The 20,048-nt window shown below is 62.1% G+C and carries 17 protein-coding genes; 14 read left to right on the top strand and 3 right to left on the bottom strand.

Annotated elements, in window-relative coordinates; translation table 11 throughout:
• Window position 1: 1 nt before the first annotated feature.
• The 3 genes from MK745_RS16385 to MK745_RS16375 all read left to right on the top strand — a co-directional run bounded on the left by MK745_RS16385 (window position 2) and on the right by MK745_RS16375 (window position 3,067).
• Window positions 2–1,015 (top strand): Fe(3+) ABC transporter substrate-binding protein, encoded by a 1,014-nt coding sequence (locus MK745_RS16385; RefSeq protein ID WP_243614312.1) that lies wholly within the window; start codon window positions 2–4, stop codon window positions 1,013–1,015.
• Between the two features lie 192 nt (window positions 1,016–1,207).
• Complete coding sequence (locus MK745_RS16380) at window positions 1,208–1,657, top strand: GNAT family N-acetyltransferase (protein ID WP_243614311.1); 450 nt, start codon at window positions 1,208–1,210, stop codon at window positions 1,655–1,657.
• 3 nt (window positions 1,658–1,660) lie between these two features.
• Complete coding sequence (locus tag MK745_RS16375; protein ID WP_243614310.1) at window positions 1,661–3,067, top strand: protein adenylyltransferase SelO; 1,407 nt, start codon at window positions 1,661–1,663, stop codon at window positions 3,065–3,067.
• 2 nt (window positions 3,068–3,069) lie between these two features.
• Here the strand turns inward: MK745_RS16375 and MK745_RS16370 are convergent, their stop codons facing one another.
• Window positions 3,070–3,945 (bottom strand): DMT family transporter, encoded by an 876-nt coding sequence (locus MK745_RS16370; protein ID WP_243614309.1) that lies wholly within the window; start codon window positions 3,943–3,945, stop codon window positions 3,070–3,072.
• Between the two features lie 98 nt (window positions 3,946–4,043).
• Between MK745_RS16370 and MK745_RS16365 the strand changes: the two genes are divergently transcribed.
• Genes MK745_RS16365 through MK745_RS16355 form a run of 3 tightly spaced genes read left to right on the top strand, consistent with a single transcriptional unit; the run spans window position 4,044 to window position 6,907 of the window.
• Entirely contained in the window at window positions 4,044–4,745 is a 702-nt protein-coding gene (locus tag MK745_RS16365) for an endonuclease/exonuclease/phosphatase family protein (RefSeq protein WP_243614308.1), read from the top strand.
• Window positions 4,746–4,802: 57 nt separating this feature from the next.
• Window positions 4,803–6,065, top strand: coding sequence for a cation:proton antiporter (locus tag MK745_RS16360; RefSeq protein WP_243614307.1), 1,263 nt, complete (start codon window positions 4,803–4,805; stop codon window positions 6,063–6,065).
• Window positions 6,065–6,907 carry a PhzF family phenazine biosynthesis protein gene (locus tag MK745_RS16355; RefSeq protein ID WP_243614306.1) on the top strand — a complete coding sequence of 281 codons (843 nt, stop codon included), beginning with the start codon at window positions 6,065–6,067 and terminating at the stop codon, window positions 6,905–6,907. The genes MK745_RS16360 and MK745_RS16355 overlap by 1 nt, the downstream gene beginning before the upstream one ends.
• A 3-nt stretch (window positions 6,908–6,910) precedes the next feature.
• Here the strand turns inward: MK745_RS16355 and MK745_RS16350 are convergent, their stop codons facing one another.
• Window positions 6,911–8,284 (bottom strand): DEAD/DEAH box helicase, encoded by a 1,374-nt coding sequence (locus MK745_RS16350; RefSeq protein ID WP_243614305.1) that lies wholly within the window; start codon window positions 8,282–8,284, stop codon window positions 6,911–6,913.
• 320 nt (window positions 8,285–8,604) lie between these two features.
• Here MK745_RS16350 and MK745_RS16345 point away from each other — a divergent pair, with 320 nt between their 5' ends.
• Window positions 8,605–9,021, top strand: a complete 417-nt coding sequence (locus MK745_RS16345) for a Fur family transcriptional regulator (RefSeq protein ID WP_243614304.1) — start codon at window positions 8,605–8,607, stop codon at window positions 9,019–9,021.
• Window positions 9,022–9,183: 162 nt separating this feature from the next.
• On the opposite strand, the gene MK745_RS16340 is transcribed toward MK745_RS16345, so the two are convergent.
• Window positions 9,184–11,607, bottom strand: coding sequence for a GcvT family protein (locus MK745_RS16340; RefSeq protein ID WP_243614303.1), 2,424 nt, complete (start codon window positions 11,605–11,607; stop codon window positions 9,184–9,186).
• A 246-nt stretch (window positions 11,608–11,853) separates the two neighbouring features.
• On the opposite strand from MK745_RS16340, the gene MK745_RS16335 reads away from it, so the two are divergent.
• The 7 genes from MK745_RS16335 (at window position 11,854) to MK745_RS16305 (ending at window position 19,583) form a co-directional block, all read left to right on the top strand.
• Complete coding sequence (locus tag MK745_RS16335) at window positions 11,854–14,271, top strand: GcvT family protein (protein WP_243614302.1); 2,418 nt, start codon at window positions 11,854–11,856, stop codon at window positions 14,269–14,271.
• 90 nt (window positions 14,272–14,361) lie between these two features.
• Window positions 14,362–14,958: a nucleotidyltransferase family protein gene (locus MK745_RS16330; RefSeq protein ID WP_243614301.1), complete on the top strand. Its 597-nt coding sequence runs from the start codon at window positions 14,362–14,364 to the stop codon at window positions 14,956–14,958.
• A 107-nt stretch (window positions 14,959–15,065) separates the two neighbouring features.
• Window positions 15,066–16,196, top strand: coding sequence for an ABC transporter substrate-binding protein (locus MK745_RS16325; protein ID WP_243614300.1), 1,131 nt, complete (start codon window positions 15,066–15,068; stop codon window positions 16,194–16,196).
• Between the two features lie 61 nt (window positions 16,197–16,257).
• Window positions 16,258–17,178 (top strand): branched-chain amino acid ABC transporter permease, encoded by a 921-nt coding sequence (locus MK745_RS16320; protein ID WP_243614299.1) that lies wholly within the window; start codon window positions 16,258–16,260, stop codon window positions 17,176–17,178.
• The gene (locus MK745_RS16315) at window positions 17,175–18,158 is read left to right on the top strand and encodes a branched-chain amino acid ABC transporter permease (protein ID WP_243614298.1); all 984 of its coding nucleotides are present in this window, start codon (window positions 17,175–17,177) and stop codon (window positions 18,156–18,158) included. The genes MK745_RS16320 and MK745_RS16315 overlap by 4 nt, the downstream gene beginning before the upstream one ends.
• Window positions 18,151–18,900, top strand: coding sequence for an ABC transporter ATP-binding protein (locus tag MK745_RS16310; protein WP_243614297.1), 750 nt, complete (start codon window positions 18,151–18,153; stop codon window positions 18,898–18,900). The genes MK745_RS16315 and MK745_RS16310 overlap by 8 nt, the downstream gene beginning before the upstream one ends.
• On the top strand, window positions 18,897–19,583 hold the full coding sequence (locus tag MK745_RS16305) for an ABC transporter ATP-binding protein (RefSeq protein ID WP_243614296.1): 687 nt from the start codon (window positions 18,897–18,899) through the stop codon (window positions 19,581–19,583). Before MK745_RS16310 ends, MK745_RS16305 begins: the two co-directional genes overlap by 4 nt.
• Window positions 19,584–20,048: the final 465 nt, after the last annotated feature.

Raw genomic sequence — 20,048 nt, 5'->3', positions numbered from 1 at the left:
CATGTTTCAGACATTCAAAACCGCATGGTTTGCAGTTGCCGCCGCATCCGTCGCAGCACCGGTGCTGGCCGAAGAGGTCAACGTCTATTCCTACCGTCAACCGCACCTGATTGCCCCGCTCACCGATGCCTTTACCGAGGAAACCGGGATCACGGTCAATGTCGCCTACCTCAAGAAAGGTATGGTGGAGCGGATGCAGGCCGAGGGCAAACGCTCTCCCGCCGATCTTGTGTTTACCGTCGATATCTCGCGCTTGTCGGCCGTTGTCGGTGCTGGGTTGACCCAACCGGTCGCTTCCGACGTGCTGACCGAGAACGTTCCGGCGCAGTATCGCGATCCGGACGGTCATTGGTTTGGCCTGACGACACGGGCGCGGATCGTCTATGCCTCGAAAGACCGCGTCGCGGCGGATGAGGTGACAACCTACGAAGACCTTGCCGATCCGAAATGGAAGGGCCGTATCTGTACGCGTTCGGGCATGCATGCCTATAACATCGCGCTGACGTCGGCCGTGGTGCATCACCATGGTGAGGATGGGGCCAAGACGTGGCTCGAAGGCATCAAGGCCAACCTCGCGCGCAAGCCGCAGGGCAATGACCGCGCGCAGGTCAAGGCAATCTGGGCGGGCGAATGCGACATTGCCATCGGCAACACCTATTACATGGGCAAGATGCTCAACGACGAGGAACAGAAGGCCTGGGCCGAGAGCGTCAACGTGTTGTTCCCGACCTTTGAGGGTGCGGGCACCCATGTGAACATCTCGGGTGTGGCGATGGCGAAGAACGCGCCGAACCCGGAGAACGCGCTCAAGCTGATGGAGTTCCTCTCTTCCCCGACGGCGCAGGAAATCTATGCCAAGGCCAACTTCGAATACCCGATCGCACCGGGCACCGAGGCAGATCCGCTTGTGCAAAGCTGGGGCACGTTTGAGGCCGATGACGTCAACCTGATGACGCTTGCGGCGCAACGGCCGGCGGCACTTCGGATCACTGAAGAAGTCGACTTCGACGGCTGATCGGCCATAGATCGGGAATAGAACGAGGCGGCGTCCGAGAGGGGGCCGCCTTTTCCTTGCGCGACGATCCGGGCGATTCTTTGCCTTTTCGCCGGGGCTTGCGTTTACTTCTGTGCCCTGCCCTGCCAGTTTCGCCCCGCACGCAACCTTGCGGTGCCTGATGACCTCCCAGACGCGCCGAAAGGGCCCACCATGACGACAGCCCTGCATCTCGCACGCCCCGAGCATATCGAAGCCCTCTTGCCGCTTGTCGCCGCCTTTCACGAAGAGGCCGCGATCGTGCAAAGCGAAGAGATGCGCCGTGCGGCGATCCAGCCGCTTTTGGACGGCTCACCACTTGGGGCGGTCTACCTTATCGGGCCGAGACGGGCGCCGATTGGATATATCGTGGTGACCTTCGGCTGGAGCGTGGAGTTTGGTGGTATGGATGCGTTCGTCGATGAACTTTATATTCGGCGCGCCGTGCGCGGGCGTGGAATCGCTACTGAGGTTCTAAGCGCGCTGCCGCTTGCGCTTGGTCAAGCGGGGGTGCGCGCGATTCACCTCGAGGTCGATCAGGACAACACCGCGGCACAGAAACTCTATACACGCAGTGGGTTTCGCGCACGCGACCGCTATATGCTGATGACACGGAAACTGTGACCCATGACCCTGACCATTCCCTTTGACAACAGCTATGCCCGCCTGCCCGACCGTCTTTTTGCACGGGTCAAACCGGAACCGGTACGTGGGCCAGAGCTGCTTGCCTTTAACCATCCGCTGGCAGCAAGCCTTGGCATGACCGGGGATGACGATATTGAAGAGTTGGCGCAGGTGTTTGGCGGCAATCTGATCCCCACGGGCGCAGAGCCGATTGCACAGCTATACGCCGGGCACCAATTTGGCCATTGGAATCAGCAGCTTGGCGATGGGCGCGCAGTTCTTCTTGGCGAAGTGGACGGTCAAGACCTCCAACTCAAGGGATCAGGCCGCACCCCGTTTTCGCGCAATGGCGACGGACGCGCATGGCTTGGTCCGGTGTTGCGCGAATTCGTGGTGAGCGAAGCAATGCACGCGCTTGGCATTCCGACAACGCGGGCACTTGCCGCCGTGGCAACCGGTGAAATCGTCCAGCGCGAGCGCGGCCTGCCCGGTGCGGTTCTCGCCCGCGTCGCGGCAAGCCATATCCGCGTCGGCACCTTTCAGGCACTGGCCGGGCGGCAAGATCTTGAGGGCTTGCGCGCGCTTTATGAGCACGCGGTCGCGCGCCACTACCCCAAGGCCGATGGGCCGCTCGCCTTTCTTGAAGCGGTCATCGAAGCCCAGGCCCAACTTGTTACGCAGTGGATGTCGGTCGGCTTTATCCATGGGGTGATGAACACCGACAATTGCGCGATCTCTGGCGAAACAATTGACTATGGGCCATGTGCATTTATGGATGAATATCATCCTCTTATGGTCTTTTCTTCAATCGACCAACAAGGCCGATATGCCTATGCGCGTCAAGCCGAGATCATCGTCTGGAACATGGCGCAACTGGCTTCGTCCCTCGTACCGCTGATGCCGGATGCGGATGCGGCGGTGGCAGATTTCACCAAGGCCGTGCATGCCATGCCTGCCCGACTCGAGGCGCTTTGGACCGCAGCGCTTGGGCGCAAGCTCGGGATTGCCGAGGCGCGTGCCGAAGATCTTGAGCTTGCCGCGCGCCTCTTGAAGCTCATGACGGATCAGAGTGCGGATTTCACCAATAGCTTCGCGGCTCTCGCCGATGGCACCGCACGCGATCAGTTCACAGACCGTGCGGCGTTTGACGCATGGGCGCAGGACTGGCAGGCACGTATTGCAGAAGAGGACGATCCGGAAGGCGTCATGCGGGCGGCGAACCCGGTTCTCATCCCTCGCAATCACCGTATCGAAGAGATGATTTCGGCCGCCGTCGAGGGCGATCTCGACCCGTTTTCGCGACTCATGCAAGCCTACGCGGCACCGTTCACCGCAGACCCCGAATTTGACGATCTGCGCCGCCCACCAGCAGAGTCCGAGCGCGTGCACCGGACCTTCTGTGGCACCTGAGGCTAGCGACGGTTGATGAAGACGAGACCAAGCGCCACAAGGCCAAGCGCGATCCAGATCGACGGGCCAACGCGTTCTCCGAGCAGGAGCCAGCCGAGCAGCACGCTGAAAACCGGCGACAGGAAGCTAAACGAGGCAACGCCCGAAGCCGGATAGATCGACATCAGCCAAAACCAGATCAGGAAGGCGATGGCGACGACTCCTATGCCTTGGAACAGCAGGCCCGCCACATGCAAAGGTTCGACCTCGCGCAGGAGCGGACCAAAGAGGGGCGCGACGGCGAGAAGCATCACGGCAGAGACCAAGAGTTGCCAGAAAAGCTGGGTCTCGGGTCTCTCCTGCGCGAGCGGTGTCAGGCGCACGGTCAACACGATCCCGCCCCAGCCAAGCGCTGCGCCGAGCGCCAGGAGATCACCGAGGAGCGAGGCTTGCCCGCCATTGCGATCCGCGAGCGCCACAGCCACACCTGCCATGGCGAGACACAACCCCACAAGCCGCGTCGGCGTCAGGCTTTCGCCGGGTAGCACGAAATGCCCGACAAGGGCGAGCCAGACCGGCATGGAATAGAAGATCACGCTTGCGCGCGCGACGGTCGTAAGATCAAGAGCGAGGAACAGGCATATGAATTCAAACGTAAAAAATCCACCGACCAGAAGACCCGACTGTACCAGATCGCGCGAAAGGCGCAGCGGTTTACGCCTCAGGGTGATCCAGAGAACGATACAGGTCAGCCCGATCAGGGACCGTATCCCGGCGGCAAAGATCGGGCCGAACCCTCCGTTCGTCACCTTGATGACCACCTGATTGAAAGACAGGATGATGGCAAAGCTGAACAGGGAGATCGCGCCGAACGTGTCGATATGTGATTTGCGCTCCATGCGCGCAGTCGCTCTAAATTTGACCACTAAGTCAAGCGAAACCGCGCGTCTTTTTCCCGGCGTCTGGTCTCTGTCGGCGCGGCGTGGCATGAAAAGCCATGACCACCCTTCGGATCGCCTCATACAACCTTCAGAAATGCGTCGGGCTCGACATGCGGCGGCGCCCGGATCGCGCGCTTGGGATCATCGATGCGCTTGGGGCCGAGATCGTGGTGCTGCAGGAGGCCGACAAGCGGTTGCCGCCCCGACCTGCCGCGCTGCCCGATGAGATGGTTGCTGCACATGGTTGGCGGGTGCTGCCCTTCGGTCAGCCCGGTGGATCGCTTGGCTGGCATGGCAATGCGATGCTGGTGCGCGGCGAGGTCGAGGTTGTGGACACGGCGCATATCGACCTACCGGGGCTGGAGCCGCGTGGTGCGATCCTTGCCGATCTCAAGACGCCGATCGGGCCGCTGCGGATCGTCGGCTCGCATCTCGGGCTGCTCCGGCGCTATCGGTTGATGCAGCTTGGGGCGATTTCGCGGGCATTGCGCACGCGTGGGGCGTGGCCAACGGTGCTTGCCGGGGATCTGAATGAATGGGGTGCGACCTCAGCGCTTGATGCCGCCCTGCCTCAGCTCAAATTCCTCGAACCGGCGGCGCATAGCTTCCCTGCCCCGCGTCCCATCGCGGCACTGGATCGGTTTGCCCTCAGTCCGGAGCTTACGGCGGTTGGACATGGCGCCTATCGCAAGCGGCCTGCGGCGATGGCCTCGGATCACCTGCCGGTCTGGGCCGACATCGCGCCACGCCACGCTTGAGCGTCCCGAGCGGCGCGTGGTAAGCGGGAGGGGCGGTTTTTCAAAGGCGTTCCCGATATGAGTTTTCTTCAGATCACCTCGCTCCTGATCGTCCTCGCCGGGGCGTTCGGCGCGGTCAATTACCTGTTCCTGCGACTTCCGGCTGCCATCGGGATCCTTGTCGTCGCCCTTCTGGCGAGTTTCGCGCTTCTCGGTGTGGACCTTGCGGCGCCATCGCTTGGTATTGCCGACAACATGCGCGCGGTGATCCTTGGTATCGACTTTTCCGAGGCGCTCTTGGAGGGGATGCTCGGCCTCCTGCTCTTTGCCGGGGCGCTGCATGTGAAGCTCTCGGACCTGCGCGCGCAGTGGGTCCCTGTTGCCCTCATGGCCACGCTGGGTGTTGGCCTCTCGACCGCAATCGTCGGCTTTGGATTCAGCTGGATCACCGGCATGCCGCTTCTCGTCGCGCTCACGTTCGGGGCGCTTATTTCACCGACCGATCCGGTTGCCGTACTTGGCGTGTTGCGTGAGGCTGAGCTACGTAAGTCTCTGGAAACAAAGATCGCCGGCGAGAGCCTGTTCAACGATGGTGTGGGCTATGTGGTGTTTCTCGTGATTTCGGGCCTCGCCTTCTCCGGCATGGGCCATGGCGATCACGGCGGTGAGCATGACGCTCTTGAAGGTGCCGCGATCCTGTTCGCGCAAGAAGCCCTTGGTGGCGCGGTGCTTGGGATCGTCCTTGGTTGGCTGACCTTCCGCGTGATGCGTCTCATCGACGATTATTCGCTTGAGGTTCTGCTAACCCTTGGGCTTGCCTTTGGCGGCTATGAGCTTGCCGTGGCGCTCCATGTCTCGGCGCCAATCATGGCGGTCTGCGCCGGGCTTCTCATAGGCGATATCGGCGCGACCCATGGCATGAGCGCGCAAACACGGGAATATGTTGATGCATTTTGGAAACTCATCGACGAAATCCTGAACGCGGTCCTCTTCCTGCTTATTGGTCTGGAGGTCTTTGCCGTGGCCTTTGATGCCTCCTACCTCGTGGCCGGCGTGCTTGCCATTGGCCTTGCCCTCGTCGCGCGGCTTGCTGCCGTCGCGGTTCCGGTGTTGACCCTCAAACCCTTCCGCGACTTTAGCCAAGGCGTTGTGCCGATCATGACATGGGGCGGCCTCAAGGGCGGGATTTCCGTGGCCCTTGCCCTGTCGCTTCCCGACAGCGAATGGAAGCCCCTTATCCTCACCGCGACCTACATCGTGGTGGTGTTCTCGATCATTGTTCAGGGACTGACCGTTGCCCCCCTTGCCAAGCGCGTCGGACGCGCCCCGGAGTTGATGTGATGCACGATTATCTCGTCTATGACGTCTTTACCGAAACACCCTTTGGCGGCAATCAGCTCGCGGTGTTTCCCGAGGCAAGCACTTTGCCGGAAGACGCGCTTCAGAAGATCACACAGGAGTTCAATTTCTCCGAGGTGACCTTTGTCTATCCGCCCGAAGACCCAGCCCATACCGCGCGTGTCCGGATCTTCACGCCGACCATGGAGGTTCCTTTTGCGGGCCATCCGACGATTGGCACGGCGGTCGCCCTTGCCAATATGGGACATGGGCCGGAGATGGTTCTTGAGCTTGGGATCGGGCCGATTGCCTGTCACGCAACGACAGATGGCGCGCGGTTCACCACAGAAGCACCACTTGAAACCATCGCGCATCCAAAGCCGGACCTTATTGCCCGTGCCCTTGGCTGTGCACAGGACGCGATCCTGACCGAGACACATCCGCCTGTCATGGCGTCGCTCGGTCTTGCGTTTACGATCACGGAACTCGATTGCCGCGACACGTTGGCCGCGCTTGATACGGATATTGGAGCGTTTCGCGAAGGCAACGCCGCCTATCCATCCGGCCTTGATTTCGCACAGTTCGCCTATGTGCGCGAAGGCGATATCGTCCACGCCCGCATGTTCGCGCCGCTCGACAACATCCCCGAAGACCCGGCAACGGGAAGCGCCTGCGCCACGCTCGGCGCGCTTTTGGCGGAACGCGAGGGCCAGGACATGACCCTGCGCATTCATCAGGGCGACGACATGGGCCGCCCCTCGGTGATCGGGGTCACAACGCTGGGCCGTTCGGTGACGATCAGCGGGGGCGCCTGCAAGGTGATGCAGGGCCAGCTGATCCTCTGAGGCTTACGCGGCGCTCTTGCCGCGTCCACGCCCTGCACCGCCACCACCACCGCGACGACGACCACCGCCCCCGCCGGGTTTGCTGCCACCGGGCTTGCCGCCGCCATTCCAGACGCGGCGCGGCCCTTTGCTTTTGGGCTTGGGCCCATCCGCGTTCTGGCCTTGCTTCTGGCCCTGCGCCTGACGCTGGCCTTGTTTCCGGCCCTGCTTCTGGCCCTGTTTCTGACCGGGCTTTTCCTCAAGGCCCATCCAAGGCCGCCCCGACAGAACCGGGATCGACATCTTCAGAACCTTCTGAATCGCCTTCAACTCGTCGATTTCGTCCGGTGCACAGAAGGCCACGGCGGCCCCATCCATCCCGGCGCGCGCGGTGCGGCCGATCCGGTGCACATAGTTCTCCGGCACATTCGGCAGATCGTAGTTATAGACATGGCGCACCTGCGGAATATCGAGGCCGCGCGCGGCCACATCGGTCGCGACAAGCACCATCGTCTCGCCCTCGCGGAACGCCTTGATCGCGCGTTCACGCTGGCCTTGCGATTTGTTGCCATGCACCGCCGCCGCCGCGTAGCCTGCCTTGACCAGCGCCTTCATGAGCCGGTCGGAACCGTGTTTCGTGCGCGCAAACACAATTGCAGCCTCGTCGCGATGTCCGTCGAGCAACTCGATCAGAAGGCCGGTTTTCTCGGCCTTGGCGATATAGTGAATACCTTGCGTGACCTTGTCGGCGGTCTTGCCCGGAGGGGCGACCTGCACCCGCTCGGGGTTGTCGAGATAGGTGCCTGCGATCTCTGCCATCTGTTTCGGCATGGTGGCCGAGAACAGCATGGTCTGACGCTTTTTGGGAAGCCATTCGGAGATCTTGCGCAGCGCATGGATGAAGCCGAGGTCGAGCATCTGGTCCGCCTCGTCCAGGACAAGGAAATCCGTCGCCGACAGGTCCAGAGCATCGCGCTCCATCAGGTCGATGAGGCGGCCCGGCGTCGCGACGATGATATCGGTGCCTTTTGCCACGCGGGAAATCTGCGGGTTGATCGAGACGCCGCCCACCACGAGGCCAACTTTCATCGGCGTGCCTTCAACGAGGACCATGAGGCTATCACGGATCTGGTTGGCCAATTCACGGGTCGGTGCGAGGATCAGCCCGCGCGCGGTCTTCGGCTCGGGCTTGCGGCCATAGGACAGGAGGCGCGCGACGAGCGGCAGCCCAAAGGCAAAGGTCTTTCCGGTGCCAGTCTGGGCGAGGCCCATCACGTCGCGCCCTTCAAGCGCATGAGGGATTGCGCGCGCCTGAATCGGCGTCGGCGCGGAAATCCCGGCCTTCTCAAGGCGCGAGATCAGGGTCTTGGGCAGGCCAAGATCGGTAAATTCGGTCATAGGTTCAGCTTTCCGGCGCATCGCACGCGCGATACGCCCATGCCCCCGGTAAGGGGGTGTTTTCGGTGGATGGACAGGAGCCGCCCTTGCACCCGCATGGCACAACGCGTCCCGCCCTCGCCCCACGCGTGATATTGGGATCGGATGGATTTCGCCTTTGGTCGCGGCCTATGGCCCGACGGCTGCTCACGCGGCAGAAGGCGTCTTGCTGCCTCACATGGGGCTTGGACGCGCAGCTGTCAAGCGTGAAAAAGGCTGGCACGCCCCGGCGTGGGACGCTAGAAATCAAACGCAAAGACCAACCGCCCCGGGATCCGCCCATGCCTGACACGATCATCTCCCGCTGCGAAGCTCAGGGCTTGCGCATGACAGAACAGCGTCGGGTGATCGCCACGGTCCTGCAAGAAAGCAAGGACCACCCGGACGTGGAAGAGCTCTATGCCCGCGCATCGGCGCGTGATGCGGGGATCTCTCTCGCCACGGTCTATCGCACGGTGAAGCTTTTCGAGGAGGAAGGCATCCTTGAAAAGCTCGAGTTCGGAGACGGGCGTGCGCGCTATGAAGACGCCGAGCGCGCCCATCATGACCACCTGATCGACCTCACCACCGGCAAGGTTATCGAATTCTGCGACCCCGAGATCGAGGCGCTTCAGGAAAAGATCGCCGAGAAGCTCGGCTATGATCTCAAAGGCCACCGGCTCGAACTTTATGGCGTACCGCGCAAGCCGCGCCCCTGATCTTCTTCTTTGTGTAAATACTCCGGAGCGCGAGGCAGCGCCTCGCCAGGTCGCGTTGTCTGAGCCTGCTTTGCAGGGTCAGGACGTTGCGACCATCGCAGGCCCCGAAGGGCCTGCAAGACCTGCGCGCGCCCTTGGGCGCGCTCAACCTGATACCAGCACTTAGGCGCGCAGACGTTCGCCCTTGGGATCAAACGGCGGCTCATCCAAGATCACCGCCTTGTGCGGCTTGCCAAGCACCATGACTTCAACCGCATCGCCCGGTGCGCCCTCTTTCACGAAACCAAGCGCGAGGGACATGCCGACCGTATAGCCATAGGTGCCCGAGGTGACGCGGCCAATGCCGACGCCATCCTTGAAGATCGGCTCGCCCCCGGTCGCATCGGCGTTGGAGGCGGTCACATCGCCCTCATCGAGATGCAAGAGCACAAGCCGCTCTCGCGCGGGTTTGGCCAAGGTTTCGGCCACGGCGTCTTTGTGAAGAAAGTCTTTCTCCATTTTGCAGAGCCTCTCAAGGCCAACTTCCTGCGGGAAATATTCAGGGCTGTATTCGCGGCTCCAGGAGCCATAACCCTTCTCGACCCGCAGCGACATGAGCGCACGCCCACCAACCGGGCCAGCCCCGAACTCCGCGCCCGCCTCAAGCAGCGCGCTGTAGAGACGTAGCTGATCCTCGGTCGCGCAATGCAGCTCCCAGCCAAGATCGCCGGTAAAGGAGACCCGGATTGCCAAGGCGCGCACGCCCGCGATCTCGATCCACTTCGAGCGCATGAAGGGGAAATCCTCGGTCGCAAGCGAGGCATTGGTCATCCGTTGCAGGATCTCGCGCGACTTTGGCCCAGCGACGTTGAAGCCGCACATGTCTTCGGTCAGACAGTCAAATGTCGTCCCCTCCGGCAACGGCACCATGTCGAAGAATCGCTTGTGATAGCGTTCCGCCATACCCGAGCTCACCACATAGAATTCGTCCTCGGCGGTGCGGGTCACGGTGGCGTCGCCCGCAATCCCGCCACGCACCCCGATCAGCGGGGTGAGACAGGACCGGCCCACGGCTTTGGGCATGGTGTTGGCAAAGACCGCGTTGAGCCAATCCTCGGCCCCCGGCCCCTTGACGCGATACTTGGCAAAGTTCGAGATATCGATGATCCCCGCCTTCTCGCGCAGCATCCGGCATTCCGCGCCCACCGGTTCCCACCAGTTCTGGCGGGTGAAGCCATTGGTGTCCTTGGTGCCTTGCGTGTCCGAGAACCAGAGCGGATGTTCCCATCCGTAGTTCAAGCCAAAGACCGCGCCCCTCTCTTTCTGGGTCTCATAGGCGGGACGGGTGCGCAGCGGCCGGCCCGCCTCGCGTTCCTCGTTCGGGAAATGGATTGCGAAGCGATGCGCGTAGACGTCGCGCACCTTGGCTTTGACGAAATCGGGGTTGTTCGCCCAATGGCCGAACCGCGCCACGTCCCACGGGAACATGTCGTATTGCATCTCGCCCTCGATGATCCACTGCGCCGCCATGAGACCCATGCCCGCCGATTGCGAAAAGCCGGGGATGATACCGCCGCACATGAAGTAATTGCGCAATTCCGGCACCGGCCCAAGGATCACGTTGCTATCGGGCGACCAGATCATCGGCCCGTTGATGACCCGCTTGATCCCCGCTTCACCGACGAGCGGCACCCGGTCAATCGCGCGCATCATGTTTTCTTCGATGCGTTCAAGGTCATCGGGGAAGAGATCATGGGCAAAGTCGAGCGGCGTGCCCTCCTCGGCCCAGAACCGCATATCCTTTTCATAGGCCCCTATCAGAAGCCCCTTGCCCTCTTGGCGCAGGTAATACTCCCCGTCCCGATCCGCCACAGACGGCAGACGGCGATCCATCGCGGCAATCTCGGCAATGGTCTCGGTGACGAAATACTGGTGTTCCGTCGGCTGAAGCGGCACCTCGATTCCCGCCAGCCTCGCAACTTCTCGCCCCCAGAGGCCAGCGGCATTGATGACCCAGTCCGTGCGGATATCGCCTTTGGGCGTCTTCACGATCCAGCTTCCATCCGGCTGTTGCTCGGTCGCTGTCACGGGGGTGAAACGGTTGATCTCTGCCCCACGCTGGCGCGCGCCCACGGCATAGGCGTTGGTGACGCCCGACGGGTCCACATTGCCGCCATCGGGTTCCCACATGATGGTGCGGATGCCGTCGAAATTGACCAGCGGGTGCAGCCGCTCGGCCTCGTCGCGGCTGATCTCGTGGAAATTCATGCCATAGAGTTTGGCCTTGGCCGCTTGCAGGCGCAGCTGATGTTCGCGGTTCTCGGTCTGGGCGAGGTAGAGCGAGCCGGGACGAAACACGCCGCAGGACTGGCCCGTTTCGGCCTCAAGCTCGTCATAGAGGCGCATGGTGTAGTGCTGAATGCGGCTGATATTGGCGCTGTCGTGCAGCCCGTGGATATTGGCCGCCGCGTGCCAAGTCGATCCCGACGTGAGCTCGTCGCGTTCAAGCAAGACAACATCCGACCAGCCGAGTTTTGTCAGGTGATAAAGGATCGAGCAACCGATCACGCCGCCGCCGATCACGACAGCCCGGGCTTCTGTGCGCATGGGACCTTCCTTTGGGTCTTGTCCGAGGTTTCAAGGAAAGGTGCCGCTCTGTGTCTGTCGTTAATTGCCCCAAAGCGACGGATTCAGTCGTTTTTCAGCAAAGATCGCAGAAACCGGGCTTCATCGCCTGTGCGCGTGGTGCTGTCGCCCCCATCATTCTACAAGCGACACTCTCTGTCGTTTTCCGACTTGCGCCCCGCCCCCCGGCGCGAACAGGATGGCGGCAACCAACAAGGAGGCGCCCCCATGAAAACCACCACACGCGTAGTCGTCATCGGCGGCGGTGTCGTCGGCTGTTCCGTACTCTACCACCTGACCAAGCTTGGCTGGTCGGATGTCATGCTTCTGGAACGCTCGGAACTCACCTCAGGCTCCACATGGCACGCGGCGGGCGGGTTTCATACGCTCAACGGCGACACCAACATGGCCGCGCTTCAGGGCTATACGATCCGGCTCTATAAAGAGCTTGAAGAGATCACCGGAATGTCTTGCGGTCTGCACCATGTGGGCGGCGTGACTCTGGCGGATAACAAGGAACGCTTTGACATGCTCGTCGCGGAACGGGCCAAGCATCGCTTCATGGGGCTTGAGACCGAGATCGTGACCCCCGAAGAGATCGCCAAGATCGCCCCGGTGACCAATATCGACGGCATCATTGGCGGTCTTTACGATCCGCTCGATGGTCACCTCGACCCGTCCGGGACGACCCATGCCTATGCCAAGGCCGCGCGTATGGGCGGGGCGACCATCGAGACCCATTGCAAGGTGGTTGAGACCAACCAGCGCCCGGACGGCACTTGGGACATTGTGACCGACAAGGGCACGATCCATACCGAGCACGTGGTCAACGCCGGTGGTCTCTGGGCGCGCGAAGTTGGCGCGATGGCAGGTGTCTATTTCCCGCTGCACCCGATGGAGCACCAATATATCGTCACCGACGAAGTGCCGATGATCGCCGAGATCATCGACGGCGGCGGAGAACATCCGCATGTCATGGACCCGGCGGGCGAAAGCTATCTGCGTCAGGAAGGGCGCGGCCTCTGCATCGGATTCTATGAACAGCCCTGCAAGCCTTGGGCGGTCGATGGCACGCCTTGGAATTTCGGACACGAGCTTCTGCCGGATGATTTCGACAAGATCGAAGAGTCGATCGACTTTGCCTATCGCCGCTTCCCGGCGCTGGCCGAGGTCGGCGTCAAATCCGTGATCCATGGCCCCTTCACCTTTGCCCCCGATGGCAACCCGCTTGTCGGGCCGGTGCCGGGGATGCGCAATTACTGGTCCGCCTGCGCCGTGATGGCCGGTTTCTCGCAAGGCGGCGGCGTTGGCCTGATGCTCGCACAGTGGATGGTCGAGGGTGAATGCGAGCGCGACACTTTCGCGATGGATTGTGCGCGCTATGGCGACTGGATTACGCCGGGCTACACGCGGCCCAAGGTGATCGAAAACTACCAGAAACGCTTTTCCGTTTCCTACCCGAACGAGGAACTTCCCGCCGCGCGCCCATTCCGCACCACGCCGATGTACGATGTCTTTGACCAGATGGGGGCCGTCTGGGGCGCGCAGTATGGGCTCGAGGTTGTGAACTATTTCGCGCTGGGCGATGAGCCGCGCTATGAGACGCCCTCCTTCCGCCGCTCCAACGCCTTCGCGGCGACTGCCCGCGAGGTCAAGGCCGTGCGCGAGGCGGTGGGGATCAACGAGACCCACAATTTCGGCAAATATCGCATCACTGGCCCCGGCGCGCGCGATTGGCTCGACCGGATCATGGCGGGGCGCGTGCCGAAACCGGGGCGCCTGTCGCTCACGCCGATGTTGTCGCCCAAGGGCCGTCTGATCGGGGATTTCACGATTTCCTGCCTCTCTGAAGAGGTGTTCCAACTGACCGCGTCCTACGGATCGCAGGCCTATCACATGCGCTGGTTCGAGCGGAACGCGACCGACGGGGTGCAGATCGAGAACATCTCGGATCGCGTTACCGGGTTCCAGATCGCCGGGCCAAAGGCGCGCGACGTGCTTCAGGCCTGCACGCGTCAGGACATTTCCGACATGCGCTTCATGGATGTGCGCCGGATGAGCGTCGGCATGGCCGATTGCGTGGTGCAGCGCGTATCCTATACCGGCGATCTTGGGTTTGAGATTTTCTGTGACCTGCCCTCGCAGCGCGCGCTCTGGCAGGTGCTTTGGGCCGCAGGGCAAGAGCATGGGATGCGCCCCTTCGGGATGCGCGCGATGATGTCGCTGCGCCTCGACAAGTTCTTTGGCTCGTGGCTCTCGGAATTCTCGCCCGACTACACAGCGGCGGAAACCGGGCTTGATCGTTTCATCGCCTTCAAGAAAGACGCCGATTTCATCGGTCGTGCGGCGGCAGAGGCCGAACGCGAGAGCGGCCCCGCGCGCAAGCTCTGCGCCTTCGAGGTCGATGCCTCGGATGCCGATGTCCACGCCTATGAGCCGATCTGGCTCGATGGCGCGGTCGTGGGCTTCTGCACTTCGGGCGGCTATTCGCACCATGCGGAAAAATCCATCGCGCTCGGATTCGTGCCGATCGAACGCGCACAGACCGGCCTCGAAGTCGAGATCGAAATCCTTGGCGAGATGCGTCCCGCCCGTCTTCTCGAAGCGCCGCTCTTCGATGCCGATGGCGCAAGGATGCGGGGCTAGGCCTTCCCCCGCATCTTCTTCTCTGCAAAAATACTCCCGCCGGAGGCGTCCTGACCGCGCCTCCGGCGGTTTTCTATCTATTGAGGCGCCATGCTTTCCATCCTGATCCTCGCTGCCGGAGCGTCCTCACGCATGGAGGGCCGTGACAAGCTTACCCTACCGATCGACGGCGTGCCGATGCTCGCAACGATGATCCTGCGTGCGGAGCGGACACGCGCGCCAGTGCTGGTCGCCCTGCCCCCCGACAAACCGGCGCGCGCGGCGATTGTGGCCGATTGCGACGCTGCGCCCGTGACAGTGCGCGATGCACATCTCGGCATGGGGGCGAGCATTGCAACCGGCACCGCGCTGCGGCCAAGGCAGGCGACCGCGTTGATGATCCTGCCCGCCGATATGCCCGGCCTGAGCACAGACGACCTGATCGCGATGAAGGACGCTTGGGCCGCTGCGCCTGCCAACGCGATCTTGCGCGGCACGGGTGCAGATGGCGCTCCGGGCCACCCCGTGATCTTTCCCGCCGCCTGTTTCAACGCGCTCGAGTCATTGACCGGCGATCAGGGCGCGCGGGCGGTCATTGCGGGTCATGACGGGCCGGTCCTCGACATTCCCTTGCCAGGCGATCATGCACAGCTTGATATCGACACGCCCGAGGAATGGAGCGCCTTCCTCAGCCGCTCTCAAGGTTGAAACCCGCGCTCTTTCGTCGTTTTCGACGATTTTGCGCTTGGAATATCCGCCCCCAGCGCGAAAGATGGCCCGGAATGACAAGACAAAGACACGACAGGGAGACAGACATGAAGAAACTACTGCTCGCAACCGCCTCTGCGGCCTTAATGGCCAGTGCGGCCATGGCCGAGGTCAAGGTTGGTATGATCACCACGCTTTCGGGCGGCGGTGCTGGCCTTGGCATCGACGTGCGCGATGGGTTCATGCTCGCCATTGAGCAATCAGGGCGCGACGATATCGAGGTGGTGATCGAAGACGATCAGCGCAAACCCGATATCGCGGTGCAGCTCGCCGACAAGATGATCCAATCCGAAAAGGTCGACGTGCTGACGGGCATTATCTGGTCCAACCTTGCCATGGCAGTGGTCCCGGCCTCGGTGGCACAGGGCAAGTTCTATCTTTCTCCCAATGCCGGGCCCTCCGCGCTCGCGGGCAAGGGCTGCCACGAGAACTACTTCAACGTCGCATGGCAGAACGACAACCTGCACGAAGCCGCGGGTGCCTATGCCAATACGGCAGGCTACAAGAACAGCTTCATCCTCGCGCCGAACTACCCGGCGGGCAAGGATGCGCTCACCGGCTATAAACGCTTCTTTGGCGGGGATCTCGCGGGCGAGGTGTATACCAAGCTCGGCCAGACAGATTACGCCGCGGAGATCGCCCAGATCCGCGCAAGCGGCGCCGACAGCGTGTTTTTCTTCCTGCCCGGCGGCATGGGGATTTCCTTCCTCAAGCAATATGCTGATTCCGGTGTGGACCTTCCGGTGGTTGGTCCGGCCTTCTCGTTTGATCAGGGCATCCTTCAGGCCGTGGGCGATGCGGCGCTCGGCGTTGTGAACACATCGCAGTGGAATAAGGACATCGACAACCCGACCAATGCTGCCTTTGTTGAGAGCTTTTCGGCCAAGTATGGCCGCCTGCCCTCGCTCTATGCGAGCCAGGGGTTCGATACCGCGAACCTGCTGATCTCCGCCGTGGACAAGGCCGATGTGTCCGATGCCGACGCCTTCCGCGCAGCACTTGAGGCGGCGGAGTTCGACAGCACGCGTGGCGCGTTCAAGTTCGGCCCGAACCACCACCCGGTTCAGACGATTTATGCCCGCGAGGTCATCAAGGAGGGCGAGGTCTATACCAACAAGATCCTCGGCCCTGCGCTTGAGGATCATGCCGACGCCTATGCGGGCGCGTGCAAAATGTAAGATTGTCTTGGGGCCAGCCTGAAACTGTCAGACTGGCCTCGGACCCAAACGACGCATTACCATGTCTTTCCTACTTATCGCGGAACAGGTCCTCAACGGCCTGCAATTCGGTGTCATGCTCTTTCTCATGGCGGCGGGCCTGACGCTCATCTTCGGCGTGATGGGGCTGATCAACCTTGCGCATGGCTCGCTCTATATGGTCGGGGCCTTTGCTGCGGCGGCCGTGGCCGGGGCGACGGGGTCGTTCCTCCTTGCGCTCATCGCGGCGCTTGCGGCGGCGGCGCTGGCAGGCGCGATTGTCGAAATGGTCGTGATCCGCAGGCTTTATGCCGCGCCGCATCTCGATCAAGTGCTCGCGACCTTCGCGCTGATCCTGATCTTCTCGGAAGGCACGCGTTTCGTCTTCGGTTCCTTTCCCCTGTTCCTTGATATTCCCGACGCGCTTTCCGGCCCGGTGACGCTTCCGGGCGGCATCGAATACCCGCTCTATCGCCTCAGCCTCATCGGTGCCGGGCTTGCGGTGGCTGCGGGGCTTTGGTTTCTCACCGCACGCACCCGTATCGGCATCCAGATCCGGGCAGGCGAGAACGACCGCGAGATGATCGCCGCGCTGGGCGTCGATATTTCCAAGCTCTACACGCTGGTCTTTGCCCTCGGCGCGGGGCTTGCGGGGCTTGCGGGCGCGCTTGTCGGCGCGATCCAGTCGGTGCAGGTCGGCATGGGCGAACCGGTCCTGATCCTTGCCTTCGTGGTGATCGTGATCGGCGGCATCGGCTCCATCAAGGGCGCCTTCATCGGCGCGCTTCTTGTCGGACTCACAGATACGCTCGGCGGGGTGTTCCTGCCGGAGTTGTTCAAACTTTTCATGGCCCCTGACACCGCGACGCAGACCGGCTCGGCGCTGGCCTCGATGGCAATCTACATCCTGATGAGCCTTGTCCTGATCTGGAGGCCTTCGGGCCTATTCGGGGTGCGCCTATGATCGCAGAACGCCCCCTCGCCGTCCTCGTGCTTACCGCACTGCTCGCGGTGCCGCTTTGGGCGCTCGCCGTGGACGAGCCCTTCACCATCACGCTTGCGACCCGCGCCGCGATCCTCGCGCTTGCCGCCGTGGGCCTCAACATCGCGCTCGGCATGGGCGGCCTCGTGAGCCTTGGCCACGCGGTGTTCTTTGGGATTGGTGGCTATGCGATGGGCATCCTCGCCTATCATGCCCAGACCTATACGCCGCTCGAGATTTTTGGCCTGTCAATCGAAGGCACGAAATCCATGCCAGTGATCTGGCTCGTTGCGACGCTCGTCTCGGCGCTCGCGGCTTGGGGAATTGGGCTCCTGAGCCTGCGCACGAGCGGCGTTTACTTCATCATGATCACCCTCGCCTTTGGGCAGATGTTCTATTATTTCGCCATCTCCTGGAGCGCCTATGGCGGCGAGGACGGGCTTTCGATCTATGTCCGCAATGGGTTTCCGGGGGTGAACACACTCGTCCCGATCCAGTTCTTCGCTCTCTGCTTTGCCCTTCTGTGCGCTGCGCTTTTCCTCAACGCACGGCTTCAGGCCGCACCCTTTGGCCTTGCGCTCAACGCCGCGCGACAGGTGCCCGCGCGGGTTGAGACCGTGGGGCTGAACCCGGTGCGGCTCAAACTCGTGGCCTTTGTCGTCTCTGGCGCGATCACCGGGCTTGCAGGCGCGCTCTTTGCCGACCTTAACCGCTTCGTCAGCCCGACCATGTTTTCCTGGCAGCTTTCGGGCGAATTGATCGTCTTGATCGTGATCGGCGGCGTCGGGCGCCTGATGGGGCCAGTGATCGGCGCCTGCCTTTTCGTGACGCTTGAGCATTGGCTCGGTGGGATTACGGAATTCTGGCATGTGTTCCTTGGTGTGATCCTTCTCCTGATCGTGCTTTTCGCACGTGGCGGGCTTGTCGGCCTGCTTACTGGCAAGGAGGGGCCGCATGTCTGACCCGATCCTTGCCACACACAGTCTTTCGCGATCATTCGGCGCCCTCAAGGCGACCGATAATGTGTCTATCGACCTGCGCGCGGGTGAGATTCACGCGATCATCGGCCCCAATGGTGCCGGGAAGTCCACACTCATCCAGCAAATCAGCGGCGTGCTCGCCCCAGATCAGGGGCGCATCGAGCTATTGGGAGAGGACATTACACGCCTTTCGACCGTGACGCGGGCACGGGCCGGGCTTGGCCGCACGTTCCAGATTTCTGCGCTCGCGATGGAAGACACGGTGTTTGAGAACGCCATGCTCGGCGCCCTTGGCGCACGCGGCAATCCGTGGTCGTTCTGGCGTGCCGCGAAACGCGACACTGCCCTTTCCGAGACGGCGCTTGCCGCGCTTGAACAGGTCGGCCTTGCAGAGGCGCGCGATATGCGCACCGCGGACCTCAGCCATGGCCAGCGTCGCCAGCTCGAGGTGGCTGTCGCCCTCACCCTTGCGCCACGCGCGTTCCTCATGGACGAACCCATGGCCGGCCTCGGTGCAAGCGGCTCGAAACAGATGACCGGTTTCCTCGACGGCCTGCGCGCAGAGGCACCGATCCTCCTTGTGGAGCATGATATGGATGCCGTTTTCGCACTTGCCGACAGGATCAGCGTCCTCGTCTATGGCCAGATTATCGCGACCGGCACGGTTGACGACATCCGCAAGGACGCCGCCGTGCGTGCGGCCTATCTGGGGGAAGACCTATGAGCCTTCTCAATGTGTCCGGCCTTTCGCTCCGCTACGGCAGCTCGCAGGCGCTCTTTGACATCAACCTCTCCATTGACGCTGGCGAGGTTGTCGCGCTCATGGGGCGCAATGGCATGGGCAAGACGACCACAGTCAAGGCGATTTGCAGAATGCTGCCCTCGACCGGCGGGCTGACCTTCGATGGTCGCGACTTGCAACGCCTGCCGAGCCACAAGGTTGCGCGGCTGGGTGTCGGGCTGGTGCCGGAAGGTCGGCGCTGTTTTCGCGATTTGACGGTGCGCGAGAACCTCCTTGCCACGGCGCGTCCCGGTCCGTGGTCCCTCGAAGAAGTCGCCTCGCTTTTCCCGAGGCTCGGAGAACGCAGCACCCAACGCGCGGCCTCGCTTTCGGGTGGAGAACAACAGATGCTCGCAATCGGACGCGCTCTGATGACAAACCCGCGCCTGTTGATCCTTGACGAGGCGACAGAAGGCCTTGCCCCCATTATCCGACAGGAGATCTGGGCCGCGATCGCCCGGTTGAAACGCGAGACGGGCATGGCGATTTTGCTTATCGACAAGACCCTGCGCGAGTTGAAACAGGTCTCGGACAGGGCCGTGATCGTCGAGCGCGGCGCCACTGTCTGGAGTGGCGCTATGGGCACCCTGCCCCATGAGGTCACCGAACGATACGTCGGCGTCTGACCGGCCATTTGACCGCGCTTTTCCTCGAGATCAGGAAACCTGTGCGCCTCGCGGCGGAAACTGGCTGCAAGGCACGATTTGGCACCGGAATCGCAAATAATGTTGCGCGCGGGCCACGGTTCTTGAACTATTCGTCGAGATCGTGAACATCATTGCTTGAGTCCTGCGCCAACGAAAGCGCATTACTTGCAAGGCTTCGCGTCTTGTCAGGCTTCCGCTTGGGGGTCTGGAAAAACCAAGAACTGAGGCGGACTGCCTGAGCGAGTGGAAAATGACTCAATCAGCCCGCCCCAAGCCGACAGGGCAATTCAGACGAACCGCCCTGCCTAAAGGAAAAGCTGATCCGCCCCACTTGAGTGGTCCAATTTGATTGTTAGTGCATGATCGGCCTTTGGTCCATCTGGATGATGGTTTCGGGGGCCGGTGGGCGATAGCCCAGAGCACTGTGGGGTCGTTTCGTATTGA

It is taken from the genome of Shimia aestuarii, from assembly GCF_022814865.1.
Lineage (GTDB): Bacteria > Pseudomonadota > Alphaproteobacteria > Rhodobacterales > Rhodobacteraceae > Shimia > Shimia aestuarii_A.
The sequence above is the reverse complement of the archived record's forward strand: the minus strand, read 5'-3'. Positions and strand labels throughout refer to the sequence as shown.